The sequence below is a fragment of the Acidimicrobiales bacterium genome (assembly GCA_035547835.1).
Taxonomy (GTDB): domain Bacteria; phylum Actinomycetota; class Acidimicrobiia; order Acidimicrobiales; family Iamiaceae; genus DASZTW01.
The window spans coordinates 24,784-41,064 of record DASZTW010000004.1; the positions used below are offsets into that span (position 1 = coordinate 24,784).

Genomic DNA, 16,281 nt, shown 5'->3' on the forward strand with positions numbered 1-16,281 from the left:
CCGACCAGTCCAGCAGCGGATGGATCATTCGATGCGGTGGCAGCAGTAGATGTCGGTGACGTACGGAAGCGGGAACGTGTCAGGGAGATCGGCCACCAGCGCGAGCACCTCGTCAACCACCTGTTGCTGGTCGGCTTCGGGCGACGCGGCGACGTAGCTGATCGACCGCACCCGATCGGCCAGTCGCTCCTTGGTCATCGATTGCTCCCAGCGGTGCTGGTGGCGGGTCACCCGCTCGAAACGCCCCGATGCACGCAACGCCGACGGCCAGTCGGTGGTCTTGTAGTCCGCGATCTGACGCTCGTCCCAACGGATCACGCGGCTCATGTCGGCAACCCACGACTCGGTTTCGTCCCGTACGTTCCACAACACCGCCAGCCCGCCGTCGGGCCGCAGGACCCGTGCGATCTCAGCCAGCGCCTGCTCCAAGTCGAACCAGTGGAACGCCTGGGCCACGGTGACGGCATCGAGCGACTCGTCGCCCACGTCGATCGACTCTGCCGTACCGCCGACCAGCTCGACGTCGGGGCAGACGACTTCGAGCTGGCGGCGCATCCCCTCCAACGGCTCCAGCGCCATCACCCGCGCGCCGGTGCGGACCAGGCCCCGGGTGAGCTTGCCGGTGCCGGCCGCCAGGTCGAGGATCCTCGAGCGCGGGTGGACCGGCAGCTCAGCCGCCAGCAGGTCGATCACCTCGGCCGGGTAGCCCGGCCGCGAGCGCTCGTATTCCGCAGCGGCCCGGTCGAAGCCGGTGGCTGCGACCTCGGGGATGCCCGGCTCAGGCGCCTCGGGCGGCACCGCGGTTCAGGCCTCGCCTTCGGCCCAGATGTCGGTGCCGTCGTAGGGGCGCTGGCGCTGCGGGGCGCTGGCGGCCTTCCACACCATGACTTTGCGGCGGAAGTAGCAGACCTCTTCGCTGCGCTGGTTGATGCCTTTGGTCTCGACCGTGACGATGCCGCGGTCGCCTTTGGACGTCTCGCGCTTGTCGAGCACGCGGGTCTCGGCGTAGATCGTGTCGCCGTGGAAGGTGGGCTTGCGGTGCAGGAGCGACTCCACCTCGAGATTGAACACGGCAGCGCCGCTCACGTCGGGGACGCTCATGCCCAGCACCAGCGAGTACACGAGGTTGCCGACCACCACGTTGCGCCCAGTGGGCGACTCGTGCTCGGCGAACCACTCGTTGGTGTGCAACGGGTGGTGGTTCATGGTCATCATGCAGAACATGTGGTCTTCGGCCTCGGTGATCGTCTTGCCGGGCCAGTGCCGGTAGATGTCGCCGATGACGAAGTCCTCGTAGTACCGGCCAAAAGGGCGCTCGTACACGGTCAAAGAAGGATCCTCCGGCTCAGGGTTGCTGCCATGGTACGCGTCGCCCCGGGCCGGCCTGCCAGCCGGCACGGGCCCGTCCCCGGCCTGTCGCCGGGGCTGGCCGTGGGGCATCACCGCGGATTCCGAAGCGGGAATGACCGATCGGTAACCTGCGCTCCATGACCGCCCCGGATCTCGAACTCGCCGCGTCCGTCGTCGACCTCGCCTCGGGTGTGGTGTCGGCCGGGGTCGGCAAGCTGGCGGCCGGCGGGTCGATCGATGACCAGCAGGTGCTCGCGTACGACCTGGCCCACGCCGCCGCCGCCATCGAGACCGCCCGAGGTCTGCTCGGCTACGGCGCCAACGGCGACCTGGAGGCACGCATCACCGTGGCCTACGTGGCCGACGCGGTCCGCGACCTCGCCGCCAAGCTGTTCGGCCGTGAAGCAGAGTGGGGTGTGGAGCCCGGCGCGCTCGACGGCGCCCGCGGGTTCGTCACCACGTACGCCGCGCCGGAGTTCCTCGCCGCGATCGACGACCCCGGCCCCCGCCATCTCGACGGCGACTTCACCATGGTGCAGGACACGTTCCGGCGCTTCGCCGAGAGCGTGCTGAAGCCACGTGCCGAGGAAATCCACCGCAAGAACCTCGACATCCCCGAGGAGATCATCTCGGGCCTCGCAGAGATGGGCGCGTTCGGCTTGTCGGTCCCCGAGGAGTACGGCGGGTGGGGCACCGGGGGCGAGTCCGAGTACATCGGCATGGTCGTGGCCACCGAGGAGCTGTCACGGGGATCGCTCGGCGCGGGCGGCTCGCTCATCACCCGACCCGAGATCCTGACCCGCGCCCTGCTCGCGGGCGGCACCGAGGGCCAGAAGAAGGCCTGGCTGCCGAAGCTCGCGTCGGGCGAGGTCCTCAACGCCGTGGCCGTCACCGAGCCCGACTTCGGGTCCGACGTCGCCGGCGTGAAGGTCACCGCCACCGCGGTCGACGGAGGCTGGGTCATCAACGGCGTCAAGACGTGGTGCACGTTCGCGGCCCGGGCCGACGTGCTGATGGTGCTGGCCCGCAGCAACCCCGACCGGTCGCTCGGCCACAAGGGCCTGTCGATGTTCATCGTGCCCAAGCCCCGCGGCGAAGGCCACGGCTTCGAGTTCACCCAACAGGCCGGTGCCGACGGTGGCGCGCCGGGCGGCGGCAAGATCGAGGGTCGCGCCATCGACACGCTCGGCTACCGCGGCATGCACAGCTACGAGATCTCGTTCGACAACTGGTTCGTCGAGGCCGCCAACCAGATCGGGCTCGAAGGCGGGCAGGGCAAGGGCTTCTACTACCAGATGGCGGGTTTCGAGAACGGCAGACTCCAGACCGCGGCGCGCGCCATCGGCGTGATGCAAGCCGCGTACGAGGCCGCCCGCGACTACGCCCACGAGCGGGTCGTGTTCGGCCAGCCGATCGACGAGTACCAGCTCACCCAAGCCAAGCTCGGCCGAATGATCGTGCTGATCCAGGCGGCGCGGCAGTTCTCCTACGTCGTGGCTCGGCAGATGTCGCAGGGCCAGGGCACACTCGAGGCGTCGATGGTCAAGGCCTACGTGTGCAAGGCCGCCGAGTGGGTCACGCGCGAAGCGCTGCAGATCCACGGCGGCATGGGTTACGCCGAGGAGTTCCCGGTGAGCCGCTACTTCGTCGACGCACGCGTCCTGTCGATCTTCGAAGGCGCCGATGAAACGCTGTGCCTGAAAGTGATCGCGCGTCGGCTCGTCGCCACCGCCGGGTGAAGGGCGCGCCGATGACCGACCGCATCCGCTTGGAGGTCGACGGCGCGATCGCCACGATCACCAACGACCAACCCGACAAGCACAACGCGTTCGACGACGCGATGGACGTCCGGCTGTTCGAGATCCTCACCGAGCTCCGCGGCCGCCCCGAGGTCCGGGCCGTGATCTGGCGCGGCGAAGGCACGTCGTTCTCGTCGGGACGAGACGTCGCCTCGATCGGCACGCTCAAGGTCGACTTGTCGCACCACGAGCTGATGCGACGAGGCCACCGCGGCATCCAACAGCTCTGGGAGCTCGATGCGCCGGTGCTGGTGGCCTGCAAGGGATGGGTGATGGGCGGGTCGTTCCAGCGGGCGTTGCTGTGTGACATCCGAGTAGCCGCCGAGGGCACCCGCTTCCGGCTGCCGGAGATGACCCACGGCGTGATCCCCGACACCGGTGGGGTGGCGGTGCTGCACCAGATCTGCGGGCCGGGTGTGGTGTCCGACCTGGTGTTGACCGGCCGGGTCATGCACGCCGACGAAGCGCTGGCCCACGGCGTGGTCAGCCGGGTGGTGCCCGGGGCCGAGCTCGACGCCACGGTGCGGGAGATGGCCGGCCAGATCGCTGCCGCGCCCGCGGTGAGCGTGAAGATGGCCCGCGAGGTGATCCGGCACCTGTCCGTCCCCGCGGTGCGAGCGTCGATGGCCGATGAGGTGATCTACCAGACCTTCATCAACCGCAGCGACGACTTCGCCGAGCTCCGCGCCGCCCGCGCCGGCGAGCGCCCACCCCGCTACACGGGGAGCTGACATGGCCGGCACCGACACCCCGCCCGGGATCCCCGCACCTCCGCCGCCGGGCGAGACCGCGCTCCGGCCCGGCACGTTCGACACCTCGGTGGTGTTGGTGACAGGCGGCGGCACCGGCCTCGGCAAGGCCATCGCCGCGGAGTTCGCCCGCCTCGGCGCGTCGATCGTGGTCGCCAGCCGGGGCCACGAGCACCTCGACGCCGCCGGAGTCGCCATGGCCGAGCTCGGCGCGCCGTTCGCGGCGGTGGTCTGCGACATCCGCGACCCCGACTCGGTGGCGGCAGCGTTCGACGCCGCGACCGAGGCGTTCGCGCTGCCCGACGTGCTGGTCAACAACGCGGCGGCCAACTTCCCGTCGCCCGCCGAGGACCTGTCCCCCAACGCGTGGCGGACCGTCGTCGACATCACGCTCAACGGCACCTTCTACTGCGCCCGCGAGTTCGGTCGCCGCCACCTAGCGGCCGGTACGCCCGGCTCGATCATCAACGTCGGCGCCTCGTACGCCTGGACCGGCGGGCCGGGCTTCGCGCACTCCGCGGCCGCCAAGGCCGGCGTGAAGAACCTCACCGAGACGCTGGCGGTGGAGTGGGGCCCGTACGGCATCCAAGTCAACGCGCTGGTGCCGGGTCTGTTCCCGCACGAGGACATGACCGCGGACATCACCGGCAACCTCGACCGCACCAGCGACAAGGACGTCTGCCAGCCGGCCCTGCGCGTCGGCCAACGCCAGGAGCTGGGATGGGCCGCCACGTTCCTGGCCTCACCATACGCCCGGTTCATCTCCGGCCACACGCTGGTGGTCGACGGGGCGAACTGGCAGCGGCGCCTGCTCACCAACCCTCCCGTGGCCACCGTCCGCGACCAGATGGGGCGCGGCCCGTTCGATCCCGACGCGCGTCGCTGACCCGTCCGCCGGGCCGGGAGGCTCGCTCCGACAACGAGTCCGACCCGCACCGGTCATCGACACCGGCCCAGCGGACCTCCGAGGCCACCACGCGGCGTGGTCGGCGGCCAGCCCCGTCGGAGTACGATGAGCCGTTCGAGCCGGGGAGCAGTCGAGGTCTCCGGCGTGCACGGAACCTCGAGATGTCCGCCCGCTCCGACTCCCTTCCCACAGCTGCCGCCGCGCCTGCCGGCCCGCCCACGGGCCGTCGCGGGATGTGGGCCCACGTCCTCGCTGCCGCGGCGCGGAGCACCAACCGGCTGGCACGCTTGCGGGGTGGTTCCGGCTCGGTGATCGGCGGTCACGTCGCCACGCAGCTCAGCCGCCACCCGCTGCGCCACCTGGCCCGCGACCGATGGGTCGTCGTCGTGTCCGGCACGAACGGCAAGACCACGACCACCCACCTGCTGGCCGCCGCGATGGCGACGGCCGGGCCGATCGTCACGAACCGGGAAGGGTCGAACTTGAAGACCGGCGTGGCGGTGGCGCTGGCGAACGACCTGCGTCCCGACTTGGCGGTCCTCGAGGTCGACGAAGCCACACTCGCCCGGATCTACGACGACCTCGCCCCCAATGTCGTGTGCCTGTTGAACCTGAGCCGCGACCAGCTCGACCGTTACGGCGAAGTGCGCATCATCGCGGGCCGGTGGCGCACCACGTTGTTCGAGTCCGGCGACACGGTCGTGGTGGCCAACGCGGATGACCCCTTGGTGGTGTGGGCGGCGGAGCGCGCCGGCCACGTCCGTTGGGTGTCGGTGGGTCAGCGGTGGGTCAACGACGCCGGCGTGTGCCCCGCATGCGGCGGCCGCATCCACCGCGACGAGACCGACCGGCCCGCCTGGCGGTGCGACGGGTGCAGCTTGGCGCGACCAGAGCCCGCCGTCGTGCTCGACGGAAGCGACCTGGTCGACCTCGAGTCGGGTGAGCGCCACCCGATCCGCCTGGCGTTGCCGGGTCGCTTCAACCTGGCCAACGCGACGATGGCGGCCACCGCGGCGCACGTGGCAGGCGTCGCGTACGCGGCGGCGCTGGCGGCCATGGCCGACACTGCGGCGGTGGCCGGCCGGTACCGCACCTTGGAGATCCACGGCCGTTCTGTCCGGCTGCTGATGGCGAAGAACCCGGCGGGCTGGCAGGAGTCGCTCGACATCATCCAGCCCGCGCCGGTGCCGGTGATCGTCGCGATCAACGCCCGGGTCGCCGACGGGCACGACCCCTCCTGGCTGTGGGACGTGCCGTTCGAGAAGCTGGCCGGCCGTCAGGTCGTCGCCACGGGAGAGCGGGCGTACGACTTGGCCGTCCGCCTGGCGTACGCCGGCGTGGAGCACACGGTCTTCGAGGGCACCCCGCTGGCGGCCGCCGCCACCCTCGAGCGCCGCGACGTCGACCTGGTCGGCAACTACACCGTGTTCAGCGACATCCTCGCTGCCCACCCGGATGTCCGGTCATGACGTTCGTGGATGCCCGTGGGACCGCCACCGAGCGGCGCACCTCGCGCCCCGCGCGACGCGGCCGCGACACCGTTCGCATCGTGCGGCTCTTCCCCGACCTGCTCGGCACGTACGGCGACGACGGCAACGCGCTGGTGCTCGCGCAACGCTGCGCGTGGCGGGAGATCGACGCCGAGATCGTCGACGTCCGCTCGGGCGATCCCATCCCCGACGACGGCGACGTGTACACGATCGGCGGCGGCGAAGACGGCCCCCAGACCACCGCGGCGCGCCAGCTCGACGAGTCGGGTTCGGTGCAGCGGGCGGTCGACCGTGGAGCCGCCGTACTCGCCGTGTGCGCCGGCTTCCAGATCATGGGCCACGAGTTCCTCGGGCCCGACGGCACGGTCACCGCGGGCCTCGGGCTGTTCGACTGCGTGACCGGACGCCTGCCGGGACCCCGGCTGGTCGGTGAGGTCGTCGCCGACGTCGACCCCGGGCTCGGGCTCCCGGTGCTCAGCGGCTACGAGAACCACGCCGGCACCACCGAGCTCGGACCGGGAGCGACACCCTTGGCGCGCGTGCGCATCGGGCACGGCAACGGCGTGGGCGACAACGCCGAGGGAGCGTGGTCAGGCCGGTGCGTGGGCACGTACCTGCACGGGCCCGTCCTCGCCCGCAACCCGGGGTTGGCCGACCAGCTGTTGAGCTGGGTGCTGCACACCGAGCTCGGCCCGTTGCCCGTCGACGACCTGGTCGACCGCCTCCGCGAGCAACGCCTCGCCGCCACCCGCGCGACCTGACCTGGCCCGACCCGACCCGACCCGACCCGACCTCACCCCACCCGAGTGGACCTCACCCCACCCGACCCGACCTCACCCCACCCGAGCTGTGAGCAGAAGACCACCCCCCAGGTGGCCAAGTGCTCACAGCGGCACCGTCTGGGAGAGCCACCCCGCCCCGGATCCACGGCCCGGATCCACGGCCCGGATCCACGGCCCAACCGTGCGGTGAGCACGTGCGGCGACCATGCGCCGTCCGCGCTCACCGCAGGGTGGGTCTGGTAGCCTGGTCGCCCGAAGGGGAGTATCCCTCCGCGGGTCCGTCGTCATCACGATGCCGCCATCGGCATCCGGCGGGGCCGGCACCAGCCCGGTGCGGGAGAGACCTTCAACTGCGCACCAGTTGAACGCACCAGTTGAAGGAGACTCTCGCCATGGACGTACCCGTCTACGCCTGGATCGCCGTCGTCGCGGCCATCTGCGCGTTCCTCGCCGTCGACCTGTTCGTGTTGCACCGCGACGCGCACGAGGTGTCGGTGCGCGAAGCCGCTCTCACCAGCGCCGCGTGGGTGACGCTCGGGCTCTCGTTCACCGCCGTGGTGTGGTGGGTGTGGGGCGGCAACCGCGCCGGCGAGTACGTGGCCGGCTACCTCATCGAAAAGAGCCTCAGCGTCGACAACATCTTCGTGATCGCGCTGCTCCTCGCGTACTTCGCGGTGCCGCCCAAATACCACCACCGGGTGCTGTTCTGGGGCGTGGTCGGCGCGCTGGTGCTGCGGGCTGCGTTCATCTTCGCCGGCGCGGCGTTCCTCGACGCCGCCCACTGGGCGATCTACGTGTTCGGTGCACTGCTGGTGGTCTCGGGCCTCAAGATGGTGCGCCACGGCGACGACGAGGTGCATCCCGAGCGCAACCCCGTGCTGCGCGTCACGCGGCGCGTGATCCCGATGACGGACCGCCACCACGACGCCAAGTTCTTCGTGAAGCAGGCGGGCAAGTGGGTCGCCACGCCGCTGTTCGCCGTGCTGCTCGCCGTGGAGACCACCGACGTCGTGTTCGCAGCCGACTCGATCCCGGCGATCTTCGCCGTCACCGACGAGCCGTTCCTGGTGTTCACGTCGAACGCGTTCGCCATCTGTGGACTGCGCGCGTTGTACTTCCTGCTCGCCGGCGTGATGGACCGCTTCGTGTACCTGAAGACGGGGCTGGCGGCGATCTTGGTGTTCGTGGGAGCGAAGATGTTGCTGGCCGACGTGTACCACGTGCCGATCTGGGCATCGCTGCTGGTGATCGCCGCGATCTTGACGGTGGCGGTCGTGGCGTCGCTGCGGTCGACCGCAGCGGCGCCCGCCGGCGCAACTGGTGACCAGGAGGTCGCACACTTGTGAAGCCGGCCTGGTTCATCGGGGCCGCCGCCGTGCTCGGCGGGCTGTGGTGGCGGCGCCGCAAGCTGGAGCCCACCCTCCTGGTCGGCGGGCTCGTCGTCGCGATCGCGATGGTCGTGTACGGCACTGGCGCCGTGCACTTCCCCGACCTCGACAAGACGCTCGAGCACGTGGGCACCACCCTCGGACCGTGGACGTACCTGCTGGTGGGCGTGATGGCGTTCGCCGAGACCGGCGCGTTCATCGGGTTGCTCGCGCCGGGCGAGACCGTGATCCTCATCGGCGGTGTGGTCGCCGGGCAGGGCGAGATCAACCTCGCCGGCCTCATCGCCATCGTCTGGACATGCGCCGTCGCCGGCGACCTCACCTCGTTCTGGCTCGGCCACCGGCACGGCCGCGACTTCCTCGTTCGCCACGGCGCCCGCTTCCACATCACCGAAGCCCGGGTCGAGCAGGTCGAAGGGTTCTTCGTGCGGCGCGGCGGCCAGTCCATCCTCATCGGACGGTTCGTCGGCCTGGTGCGGGCCATCGCACCGTTCCTCGCGGGATCGTCGGGCATGCCGGTGCGGCAGTTCCTCGCGTATGACGTGATCGGTGCCGGTGCGTGGGGCGCGGCGTTCGCAGTGCTGGGGTTCGTGTTCTGGCAGTCGCTCGACAAAGTGCTCGCGTGGGCCAAGACGGGCAGCTTGATCCTTGCCGTCGTGATCGTGGTGGCGGTCGGGATCGTGACCGCCCTGAAATGGCTGCGCGACGCCGACAACCGCGACCGTGTCGACCACGCCTGGCAGCGCGTCCGTGCCCACCCGCTCGTGAAGCCGGTGGTGCGGACGCTCGAGCCCCTCGCCCGCTGGAGCCGCCGACCCGCCGCGTTCCTGCTCGAGCGGATCACACCCGGCAACCTGGGCCTCGAGCTCACTGCGCTCGCCACTCTGGTCACCGCCGGCGGGTTCGTGTTCATCGGCTACCTCACCACGGTCCACGACGGCACGTTCACCCCGGGGGACCGGCGGGCCGCCCAGTGGGCGGTCGACGTCACCGCGGGCTGGCTCACCGACGCCGCCAAGGCGATCACCGCCCTCGGCACCAGTTGGGTGATCGTGCCACTGGTGATCGTGTCGGTGGCGCTGCTCGCCCGACGTCGCCAAATCGCCGAGGCCGCAGCCATCGCGGTGGGGTGCGCGGTCACGTTCGGCCTCGCGCAGTGGACCAAGGCAGGCATTCACCGGCACCGCCCCCCGGGCGCGCTGGTGGCCACCGAGGGCTGGTCGTTCCCATCGGGCCACGCCAGCAGCGGCGTGCTGTGGCTCGCGGTGGGTGTGGCGCTGTGGCGGCTGCTGTCCGGCACGAAGTCGCGGTCCGTCGCGATCATCGTCGGCGCGGTGATCACCGTCGCGATCGGCCTGTCGCGGGTCTACCTCCGCGCACACTGGTGGTCCGACGTGGCCGCGGGTTGGGGCCTGGGCGTCGCCGTCTACGCCCTGTGCGGCGCCGCGGCCCTGGTGGCCGAGCACCACCGCCGGGCCGTCACGCGCTCCACCGCCCGGTCCCCCACCTGACCGCGCCCACCCGCTGCGGGTGAGGGGTCAGGGCTGGGGGCGAGGGCGGACCTGGTACACGAGCTCGCCGACCGCGGCCAACTCCCCGTCGGCGGTGCGGACCTCGACCCGGCAGAACTGCGTCTTGCGACCCCGGCGCTCGACCCAGGCCTCGGCGATGACGTCCTGCGCTTCCACGGCGCTGAGGTAGTTGATGCCCATGTGGAGGGTGAGCATGTCGAGGCGCTGGTCGCCCGCGGACGAGATGGCCGGCACCACGGCGGTGTCGATCAGACTGGCGATGGCCCCACCGTGCACGAAACCCGCGGGCTGGTTGAACTCGGCGCGGTACGGCAGGCGCAGCCGCGCGTAGTCCGTGCGCACTTCCTCGACGACGAAACCGAGCGTCGTCGGGAAGAACGGCCCGTCCATGCGCTCCAACATCGACTCCCACAGGGCTTTGCGCGCGGGCGGTAGCGGTGCGAACCGTTCGGCGTTCGGGGCGACGGGACCAGTCCTCGCCGAGACGCCGCCGGTCGGGGGAAGGTCGCCGTCGGCGACTTCGGTGTTGGTCGACATGTCGACGAGCCTACGGGGACCCCGGGTCGACCCTTCAGGGCTGGGCGACGATCCAACCGGAACAGTCGGATTTCCGCCCAGGCCCGGGATGGGGAGGGGATGGGATGGAAGGTCAAGCCGCGAGGTCGGCGGGGAGGAGTTGCTCGTTCAGGAGACGGGCGAACCGGTCGGGCGAGCCGGACACGAAGCGGCGACACAGCGGCAGGCCCTCGACGTAGCAGGAGATGTACGCGCGCCAGGTGGGGTCCGTGAGGAACTGGACCGCCTTGGCGGCGCGCTCGCGCGACAGCAGCCCCCACCGTTGGTAGTAGTCGATCGCCTCGTCGGGGCTGGCGCCGTCCTCGTGCAAGCGCAGGGCCACGTTGCCCCGCACCGCCGACAGCCGCTCCCCTGCCACCCGCAGGCGCGCCACGACTTCCGCGTCGTACGGGATGTCGAGGTCGTGCAGGTGCTCGGCCAACACCGGCTCGGGCGCGTCGCCGAGCAGCACTTCCAGCCCCAGGTCCGCCAGTCCCTCGGCCAGCAGGCATTGCGGGGTACCGACCAGGAAGATCGACTCCTCGAGTTGGTGGCGCGACCGGACCAGGCCGACCTCCTTGCGGCAGTGCTCGGTGTGGTGCCCGGGATACGCCTCGTGCGCCACCAAGTGGCCGAGCGACGTCGACAGCACCGGCAAGTCCACGTTGATGGCAACCCGGCTGCGCAGCCCGCCGAGGTAGTAGTTGAACCCCGACCACGGCTTGTCGGTCTCGAGCACGAACTCGACGTGCTCGCCGTCGGGCAAGACGAACAAGGCATCCGTGCGGGCACGGAAGTCGTCGGCCAGCGACCGGATCGCCGGCTCCAACCGGTCGGTGGGCACTCGCTGGGACTCCCGCCACGCGTGGTACCGATCGGCCAAGGTGTCGCCGGCCACGCCGGCACCGCGAGGCAGCACCGCGTCGATCTCGCGGTGGGCAGCCTCGATCTCGCTCTCGTCCACGTGGCTCGGGCGCACGCCGTAGCACTGCTCGACTTCGTCGACGTAGTCGACGTGCGCGCCGGCCAGCTTGGCGGCCACGGTGACCAGGCCCACCACTTGGGCCCGCAGCCAACGCCGGCGCGGCGCGGCCAGGTCACCCGCACCGCCGTCGAGGTCGGCCACCAGTCGCTCGGCATCGGCCCGCAGCGCGGCGGGCGGGCGGGGCGGCTCGGCTCGCACCCTCGAGGCGAGGTCGGGCGGTCCGTAGTACGCGTCGACCACGCCGGACAGGTGGCGATCGAGTCGCAGGCCCAACTCGAGGTAGCGCCCGACCGGGTCCTCGTCGGCGACCCGTCCGACGCCCCGTGTCGGTGCCGTCATGCAGCCGTCAACCGAGATGGCCGCGGAGGAAGTCGAGCGTCCGCTCCCACGCCAGCTCCGAGGCCTCGGCGTCGTAGACCTCGGGCCGCGTGTCGTTGAAGAACGCGTGCTCCGAGTCGGGGTAGACGTGGAACTCGACCGACTTGCCGAGGTCCTTCAACTTCGCTTCGAGCTCCGCAGCCGTGGCAGGCGAGAAGTAGTCGTCGTGACCGGCGATGTGGCCCAACACCGGGGCGGTCATCGCCGCCCAGTCGGGCTGCGCCTCCGGCCAGGCGATCACGCCGTAGAACGCCACGCACGCCCCGATCTGGTCGCCGCGCTGGGTGCCGAGCACCATCGCCAACCCGCCGCCCATGCAGAACCCGACGACGCCGACCTGCGAACCACGGACCTTGTCGGAACCCAGCAGGTAGTCGACGGCCCCGCCCATGTCCTTGCCGGCCTGGTCGAGGTTGAGTGCCATCATCAGCTTGCCGGCCTCGTCGGGCTCGGTGGTGGTGGTGCCGTGGTACAGGTCCGGGGCCAGCGCCGTGAAGCCCTCCGCGGCGAAGCGATCGCACAGCTCCTCGATGTGCGGGACCAGGCCCCAGTACTCCTGGATCACGACGACACCGGGCCCGGCGCCGGCTTCGGGCGTGGCGAGGTACCCCCGCCCGGTGGATCCGTTGCTCGGGAACTGAACGATCTCACCCATGGCTCGCACCCTATTGCAGCCAGGCCAGCCGGGTCAGGCGACGGCTCGGCTCCGTGTGCGCGGCGAGGCGGACGTGCCCGCAGACCGGCGTCACGCGGGGCGCAACAGTTCCGGCACCACCGGGCAGTCGGTGCGCAAACGGGCCGCGTCGACCGTCTCGGCACCGCCGGGGCCGACCACGCGGTCGACCAACGCCAGCGGGACGACTTCCTCGTCGCGGTCCCATGGCTCACCTTGCAGGTCGAGGCGCGCGGCGAGCGCGTCGAACATCGACCCTGGCAGCCACCGGCCGACTCCGGCGACCAACCACACCTCGGTCTCGGTCTGGCGGGCGACGGCTGCGGCCGCGAGGGATCCAGCCGCGCCCACGAACGACGACGGGCCGACCGCCGACCCTTCGAGCAGCACGATGTCGGCGTCGGCCACCGCCCCACCCAGGCCTTCGATGGCGACGTCGCCGGCATCGACATCGGCTCGACGCAACCGCATCACCAACGAGGAACCGTGACCGCCGGCATCGACCACCAACGGGCGGACGTCGCCCCGCAGCGGCAAGGCGTCGGCCACCAGCTCGGGCCAGCCGAGCACGGCGACCACGGCGTCGTCGGGAAGCGCCCGTGCGAGGGCACCGGCCGTGGTGTCGGCGTCGAGGGCATCGGCGGCGTCGAACGCCTCACGGCCCGGATGGTCGGCCAGCAGCACCCGCGCCGCCAGCCACCACAACGCGCCGTTGGTCGGGTGACGCTCGACCATGCGTCGACACGCCGTGACCAGACCCGTGGGCTCGGAAGCGAACGATGCCAGGGCACCTGCCGCCTCCCGCGCCAGGAGGCCGTGCTCCGCGCCCGTGGCCCGGGCCACGTATCGCATGCGCTCGATCGGGTGCATGGACCCAGTCTGCAGGGTCGGGCGCCGATGTGGTCAGAGCGACGCGGAGATGGTCAGAGGCCGGGCTGCCAGACCATGTCGATGACCACCAGCAGCAACAACAGGTGCACGGCGCCGTACAGCATGGAAAGCCGCTGTTCGAGTGCGGCGCGCTTGCCACCGTCGACCTCGCCGCCGGCGAGCTTGCGCTCGGCGGGCAAGAGGCCGACGAAGAACACGGCGAGCATCAAGAACCACAACAAGAACGCGATCGACACCCAGGTCTGGCTCATCTTGTAGACGTCGTGTTTGGCAGTCACCACACCCAACGCGCCGAAGATCCCGACGCACACCAGCGCGCCGCCGTGCACGGCCGGGCTCACGACCCGGCCGATGAACCCAGGGGCGTCAGTGGTGGCGGCGGTGGCCGCGCCGGGCGCGCCACCCGCCTCACGCCGGCTGCGGCCGAGCAGCGGCCACACGAACGCCGGAGCGAAGGCGATGATCACGGCCAGCACGTGGAGGAAGACGAAGAACCGGAACCCGAAGCCGAGGTTGGCCACCGCGAGGATCATGGGGCTGTAGCTCCTGAGGAGGTGGGGTGAAGTGCCCGCACCCTACGCCGCGGCACTCAGCGGCGAATGCCACCTTTGGTCATGCCGAGCACGTCGAGGGCCTTGTCGAGCTCGCCGGCCGGCATCAGACCCTGCTCGAGCACGAGCTCGCGGATCGACCTGCCCGTCGCGACGCTCTGCTTCACGAGCTCCGCCGCCTTCTCGTAACCGACGTACGGGTTGAGCGCGGTGCCGAGCGACGGCGACGACTCGGCGTACGCCCGGGCGCGCTCGACATCGGCCGTGACCCCTGCGACGCAGCGATCCGCGAACAGCACCGCCACGTTCGCCAGCAACCGCACCGACTCGAGCACGTCGTGGGCCATCAGCGGCATGAACACGTTGAGCTCGAAGTTGCCTTGCGACCCGGCGACGCCGACCGCGGTGTCGTGGCCGATCACTTGCACCGCGACCTGGGTCATGGCCTCGGCCAGCACCGGGTTCACCTTGCCGGGCATGATCGACGAACCCGGCTGCAGGTCGGGCAAGTGGATCTCGGCCAGACCGGTACGGGGACCCGAGGCCATCCACCGGATGTCGTTGGCGATCTTCATGAACGACACGGCCAGCACCCGCAACGCCCCCGACGCGTCGACCAGGTCGTCGCGCGCTCCTTGCGCGGCAAAGTGGTCGGGCGCTTCGGTCAGCGGCAGGCCGGTGCGGATCGCCAGCAGCTCGACCACGGTCGGGGCGAACCGCTTGGGCGCGTTGATCCCGGTGCCCACCGCCGTGCCACCGAGCGGCAGGCGCCCCACTCGTGGCAACACGGCTTCGAGGCGCTCGCGGTCGGCCTCGACTTGCGCCGCGTAGCCGCCGAACTCCTGGCCGAGCGTCACGGGTGTGGCGTCCATCAGGTGCGTGCGGCCCGACTTCACGACGTTGGCGAACGCGCGTTGGCGGCCGCGCAGCGCGCCGGCGAGGTGGTCGAGCGCAGGGAGCAGGTCGTCGCGGATCGCAGCTGCGACGGCGAGGTGGACGGCCGAGGGGAACACGTCGTTCGACGACTGGCTGGCGTTGACGTGGTCGTTGGGATGCACGGCGCCGGGCTCACCGAGCGCGGCCGAGGCGAGCGTCGCGATCACTTCGTTGGCGTTCATGTTCGACGACGTGCCCGAGCCCGTCTGGAAGACGTCGACGGGGAACTGGTCGTCCCACTCCCCCGCGGCGACCGCGTCGGCGGCCGAGCGGATCGCGTTGGCCTTGCGGCGGTCGACGGCGGGCACCTCGCGCAGCCGGGCGTTCACATCGGCGGCCTCGGCCTTGATCAGCGCCAACGCCCAGATCAGGCGACGCTCGATCCGCAGGCCCGAGATGGGGAAGTTCTCCACGGCCCGTTGGGTCTGCGCCGCCCATCTGGCGTCCGTCGGCACGCGGACCTCGCCGAGCGAGTCGTGCTCGACCCGGTACGCCTCGGCACCCGGCGAGGCCGCGGCGCCTGAGCGCCCGGCGCGGCCGGACGACGGTCGGTCAGAGTGGTGCGGGCTCGTTGCCATCCTCAGGACGGTAGGGCCGGGCGAGCAGCGCTGCCTCGGCTTCTCGCACCGCGTCGACCCACTCGGGTGGGATCTCCGGCGCCGGCACCCGCAGCGGTGGGTCCCAGTTGCCGTCCTCGTCGAGCCGCCGCACGACCCGCGCGGGCGCACCCGCCAGGACGCAGTGGCCGGGGAACTCGCCTCGCACCACCGAGCAGGCCGCCACCGCGACGTTGGGACCCAACACCGAGCCGGGCAACACGACCGCGCCGAAGCCGAGCCAGCTTCCGGACCCGATGGACACGCGATTGTTGGCGGGCCACTGGCGCCCGATGGGCAGGTTGGGGTCGGCGTAGATGTGGTTCTGGTCGGTGATGTAGACGTTCGGCCCGGTGTAGACGTGGTCGCCGATGTCGAGCGACGCGTGACCGACGATGTACGAGGACCGACCGATCGAGCAGCGATCCCCGATCCGGACCACCGGTCGCTCGCCGAGGTCCTGGCCCGGGCCCATGCCCGCCGACAAGGTGGTGTACGGGCCGATCATCGTGTGGTGGCCGACCGAGATCCAGCGCTCGTTGTAGACCGCGCCGGTGGGCCACCCGAGGCAGCTGCCCTCGCCGAACGCCGCAAACCGCTTCGCCACGTCGGTGTCGGGACCGATGTCGGCCACCTTGCGCGACCACTCGGTGGTACGGCGGATCACCTGACCCAACGCGCGGCGCAGCCACGGTGGCATCTCGTCGGCGGCGAACATC

16 protein-coding genes are annotated in these 16,281 nt (G+C 71.1%); 7 read left to right on the forward strand and 9 right to left on the reverse strand.

What is annotated here, in order from left to right; all coding sequences use genetic code 11:
* Positions 1-24 precede the first annotated feature (24 nt).
* Both VHA73_02275 and VHA73_02280 read right to left on the reverse strand, forming a co-directional pair.
* Positions 25-798: a class I SAM-dependent methyltransferase gene (locus VHA73_02275; protein ID HVX16832.1), complete on the reverse strand. Its 774-nt coding sequence runs from the start codon at positions 796-798 to the stop codon at positions 25-27.
* 6 nt (positions 799-804) lie between these two features.
* Entirely contained in the window at positions 805-1,323 is a 519-nt protein-coding gene (locus VHA73_02280) for a MaoC family dehydratase (protein HVX16833.1), read from the reverse strand.
* 164 nt (positions 1,324-1,487) lie between these two features.
* Here VHA73_02280 and VHA73_02285 point away from each other — a divergent pair, with 164 nt between their 5' ends.
* The 7 genes from VHA73_02285 (at position 1,488) to VHA73_02315 (ending at position 9,976) form a co-directional block, all read left to right on the forward strand.
* Complete coding sequence (locus tag VHA73_02285; GenBank protein HVX16834.1) at positions 1,488-3,089, forward strand: acyl-CoA dehydrogenase family protein; 1,602 nt, start codon at positions 1,488-1,490, stop codon at positions 3,087-3,089.
* An 11-nt stretch (positions 3,090-3,100) separates the two neighbouring features.
* Entirely contained in the window at positions 3,101-3,880 is a 780-nt protein-coding gene (locus VHA73_02290) for an enoyl-CoA hydratase/isomerase family protein (GenBank protein ID HVX16835.1), read from the forward strand.
* Position 3,881: 1 nt separating this feature from the next.
* On the forward strand, positions 3,882-4,784 hold the full coding sequence (locus VHA73_02295; protein ID HVX16836.1) for an SDR family oxidoreductase: 903 nt from the start codon (positions 3,882-3,884) through the stop codon (positions 4,782-4,784).
* A 182-nt stretch (positions 4,785-4,966) separates the two neighbouring features.
* Positions 4,967-6,274 carry a MurT ligase domain-containing protein gene (locus tag VHA73_02300; GenBank protein HVX16837.1) on the forward strand — a complete coding sequence of 436 codons (1,308 nt, stop codon included), beginning with the start codon at positions 4,967-4,969 and terminating at the stop codon, positions 6,272-6,274.
* Positions 6,271-7,056: a hypothetical protein gene (locus VHA73_02305; GenBank protein HVX16838.1), complete on the forward strand. Its 786-nt coding sequence runs from the start codon at positions 6,271-6,273 to the stop codon at positions 7,054-7,056. Before VHA73_02300 ends, VHA73_02305 begins: the two co-directional genes overlap by 4 nt.
* Positions 7,057-7,469: 413 nt before the next feature.
* Positions 7,470-8,423 (forward strand): TerC family protein, encoded by a 954-nt coding sequence (locus VHA73_02310; protein ID HVX16839.1) that lies wholly within the window; start codon positions 7,470-7,472, stop codon positions 8,421-8,423.
* Positions 8,420-9,976: a bifunctional DedA family/phosphatase PAP2 family protein gene (locus tag VHA73_02315; GenBank protein ID HVX16840.1), complete on the forward strand. Its 1,557-nt coding sequence runs from the start codon at positions 8,420-8,422 to the stop codon at positions 9,974-9,976. The genes VHA73_02310 and VHA73_02315 overlap by 4 nt, the downstream gene beginning before the upstream one ends.
* A 27-nt stretch (positions 9,977-10,003) precedes the next feature.
* Here VHA73_02315 and VHA73_02320 read toward each other — a convergent pair whose 3' ends face one another.
* The 7 genes from VHA73_02320 to VHA73_02350 form a co-directional block, all read right to left on the reverse strand.
* Positions 10,004-10,534: a PaaI family thioesterase gene (locus tag VHA73_02320; GenBank protein HVX16841.1), complete on the reverse strand. Its 531-nt coding sequence runs from the start codon at positions 10,532-10,534 to the stop codon at positions 10,004-10,006.
* 112 nt (positions 10,535-10,646) lie between these two features.
* Entirely contained in the window at positions 10,647-11,876 is a 1,230-nt protein-coding gene (locus VHA73_02325) for a hypothetical protein (protein HVX16842.1), read from the reverse strand.
* Between the two features lie 7 nt (positions 11,877-11,883).
* Complete coding sequence (locus VHA73_02330) at positions 11,884-12,570, reverse strand: dienelactone hydrolase family protein (protein HVX16843.1); 687 nt, start codon at positions 12,568-12,570, stop codon at positions 11,884-11,886.
* Between the two features lie 90 nt (positions 12,571-12,660).
* Positions 12,661-13,458, reverse strand: coding sequence for a hypothetical protein (locus VHA73_02335; GenBank protein ID HVX16844.1), 798 nt, complete (start codon positions 13,456-13,458; stop codon positions 12,661-12,663).
* Between the two features lie 53 nt (positions 13,459-13,511).
* Positions 13,512-14,012 (reverse strand): hypothetical protein, encoded by a 501-nt coding sequence (locus VHA73_02340; GenBank protein HVX16845.1) that lies wholly within the window; start codon positions 14,010-14,012, stop codon positions 13,512-13,514.
* A 56-nt stretch (positions 14,013-14,068) separates the two neighbouring features.
* Positions 14,069-15,544, reverse strand: coding sequence for a class II fumarate hydratase (locus tag VHA73_02345; GenBank protein HVX16846.1), 1,476 nt, complete (start codon positions 15,542-15,544; stop codon positions 14,069-14,071).
* A complete protein-coding gene (locus VHA73_02350) occupies positions 15,519-16,280 on the reverse strand; it encodes an acyltransferase (protein ID HVX16847.1) in 762 nt (253 codons plus the stop codon). Before VHA73_02350 ends, VHA73_02345 begins: the two co-directional genes overlap by 26 nt.
* Between the last annotated feature and the right edge of the window lies 1 nt (position 16,281).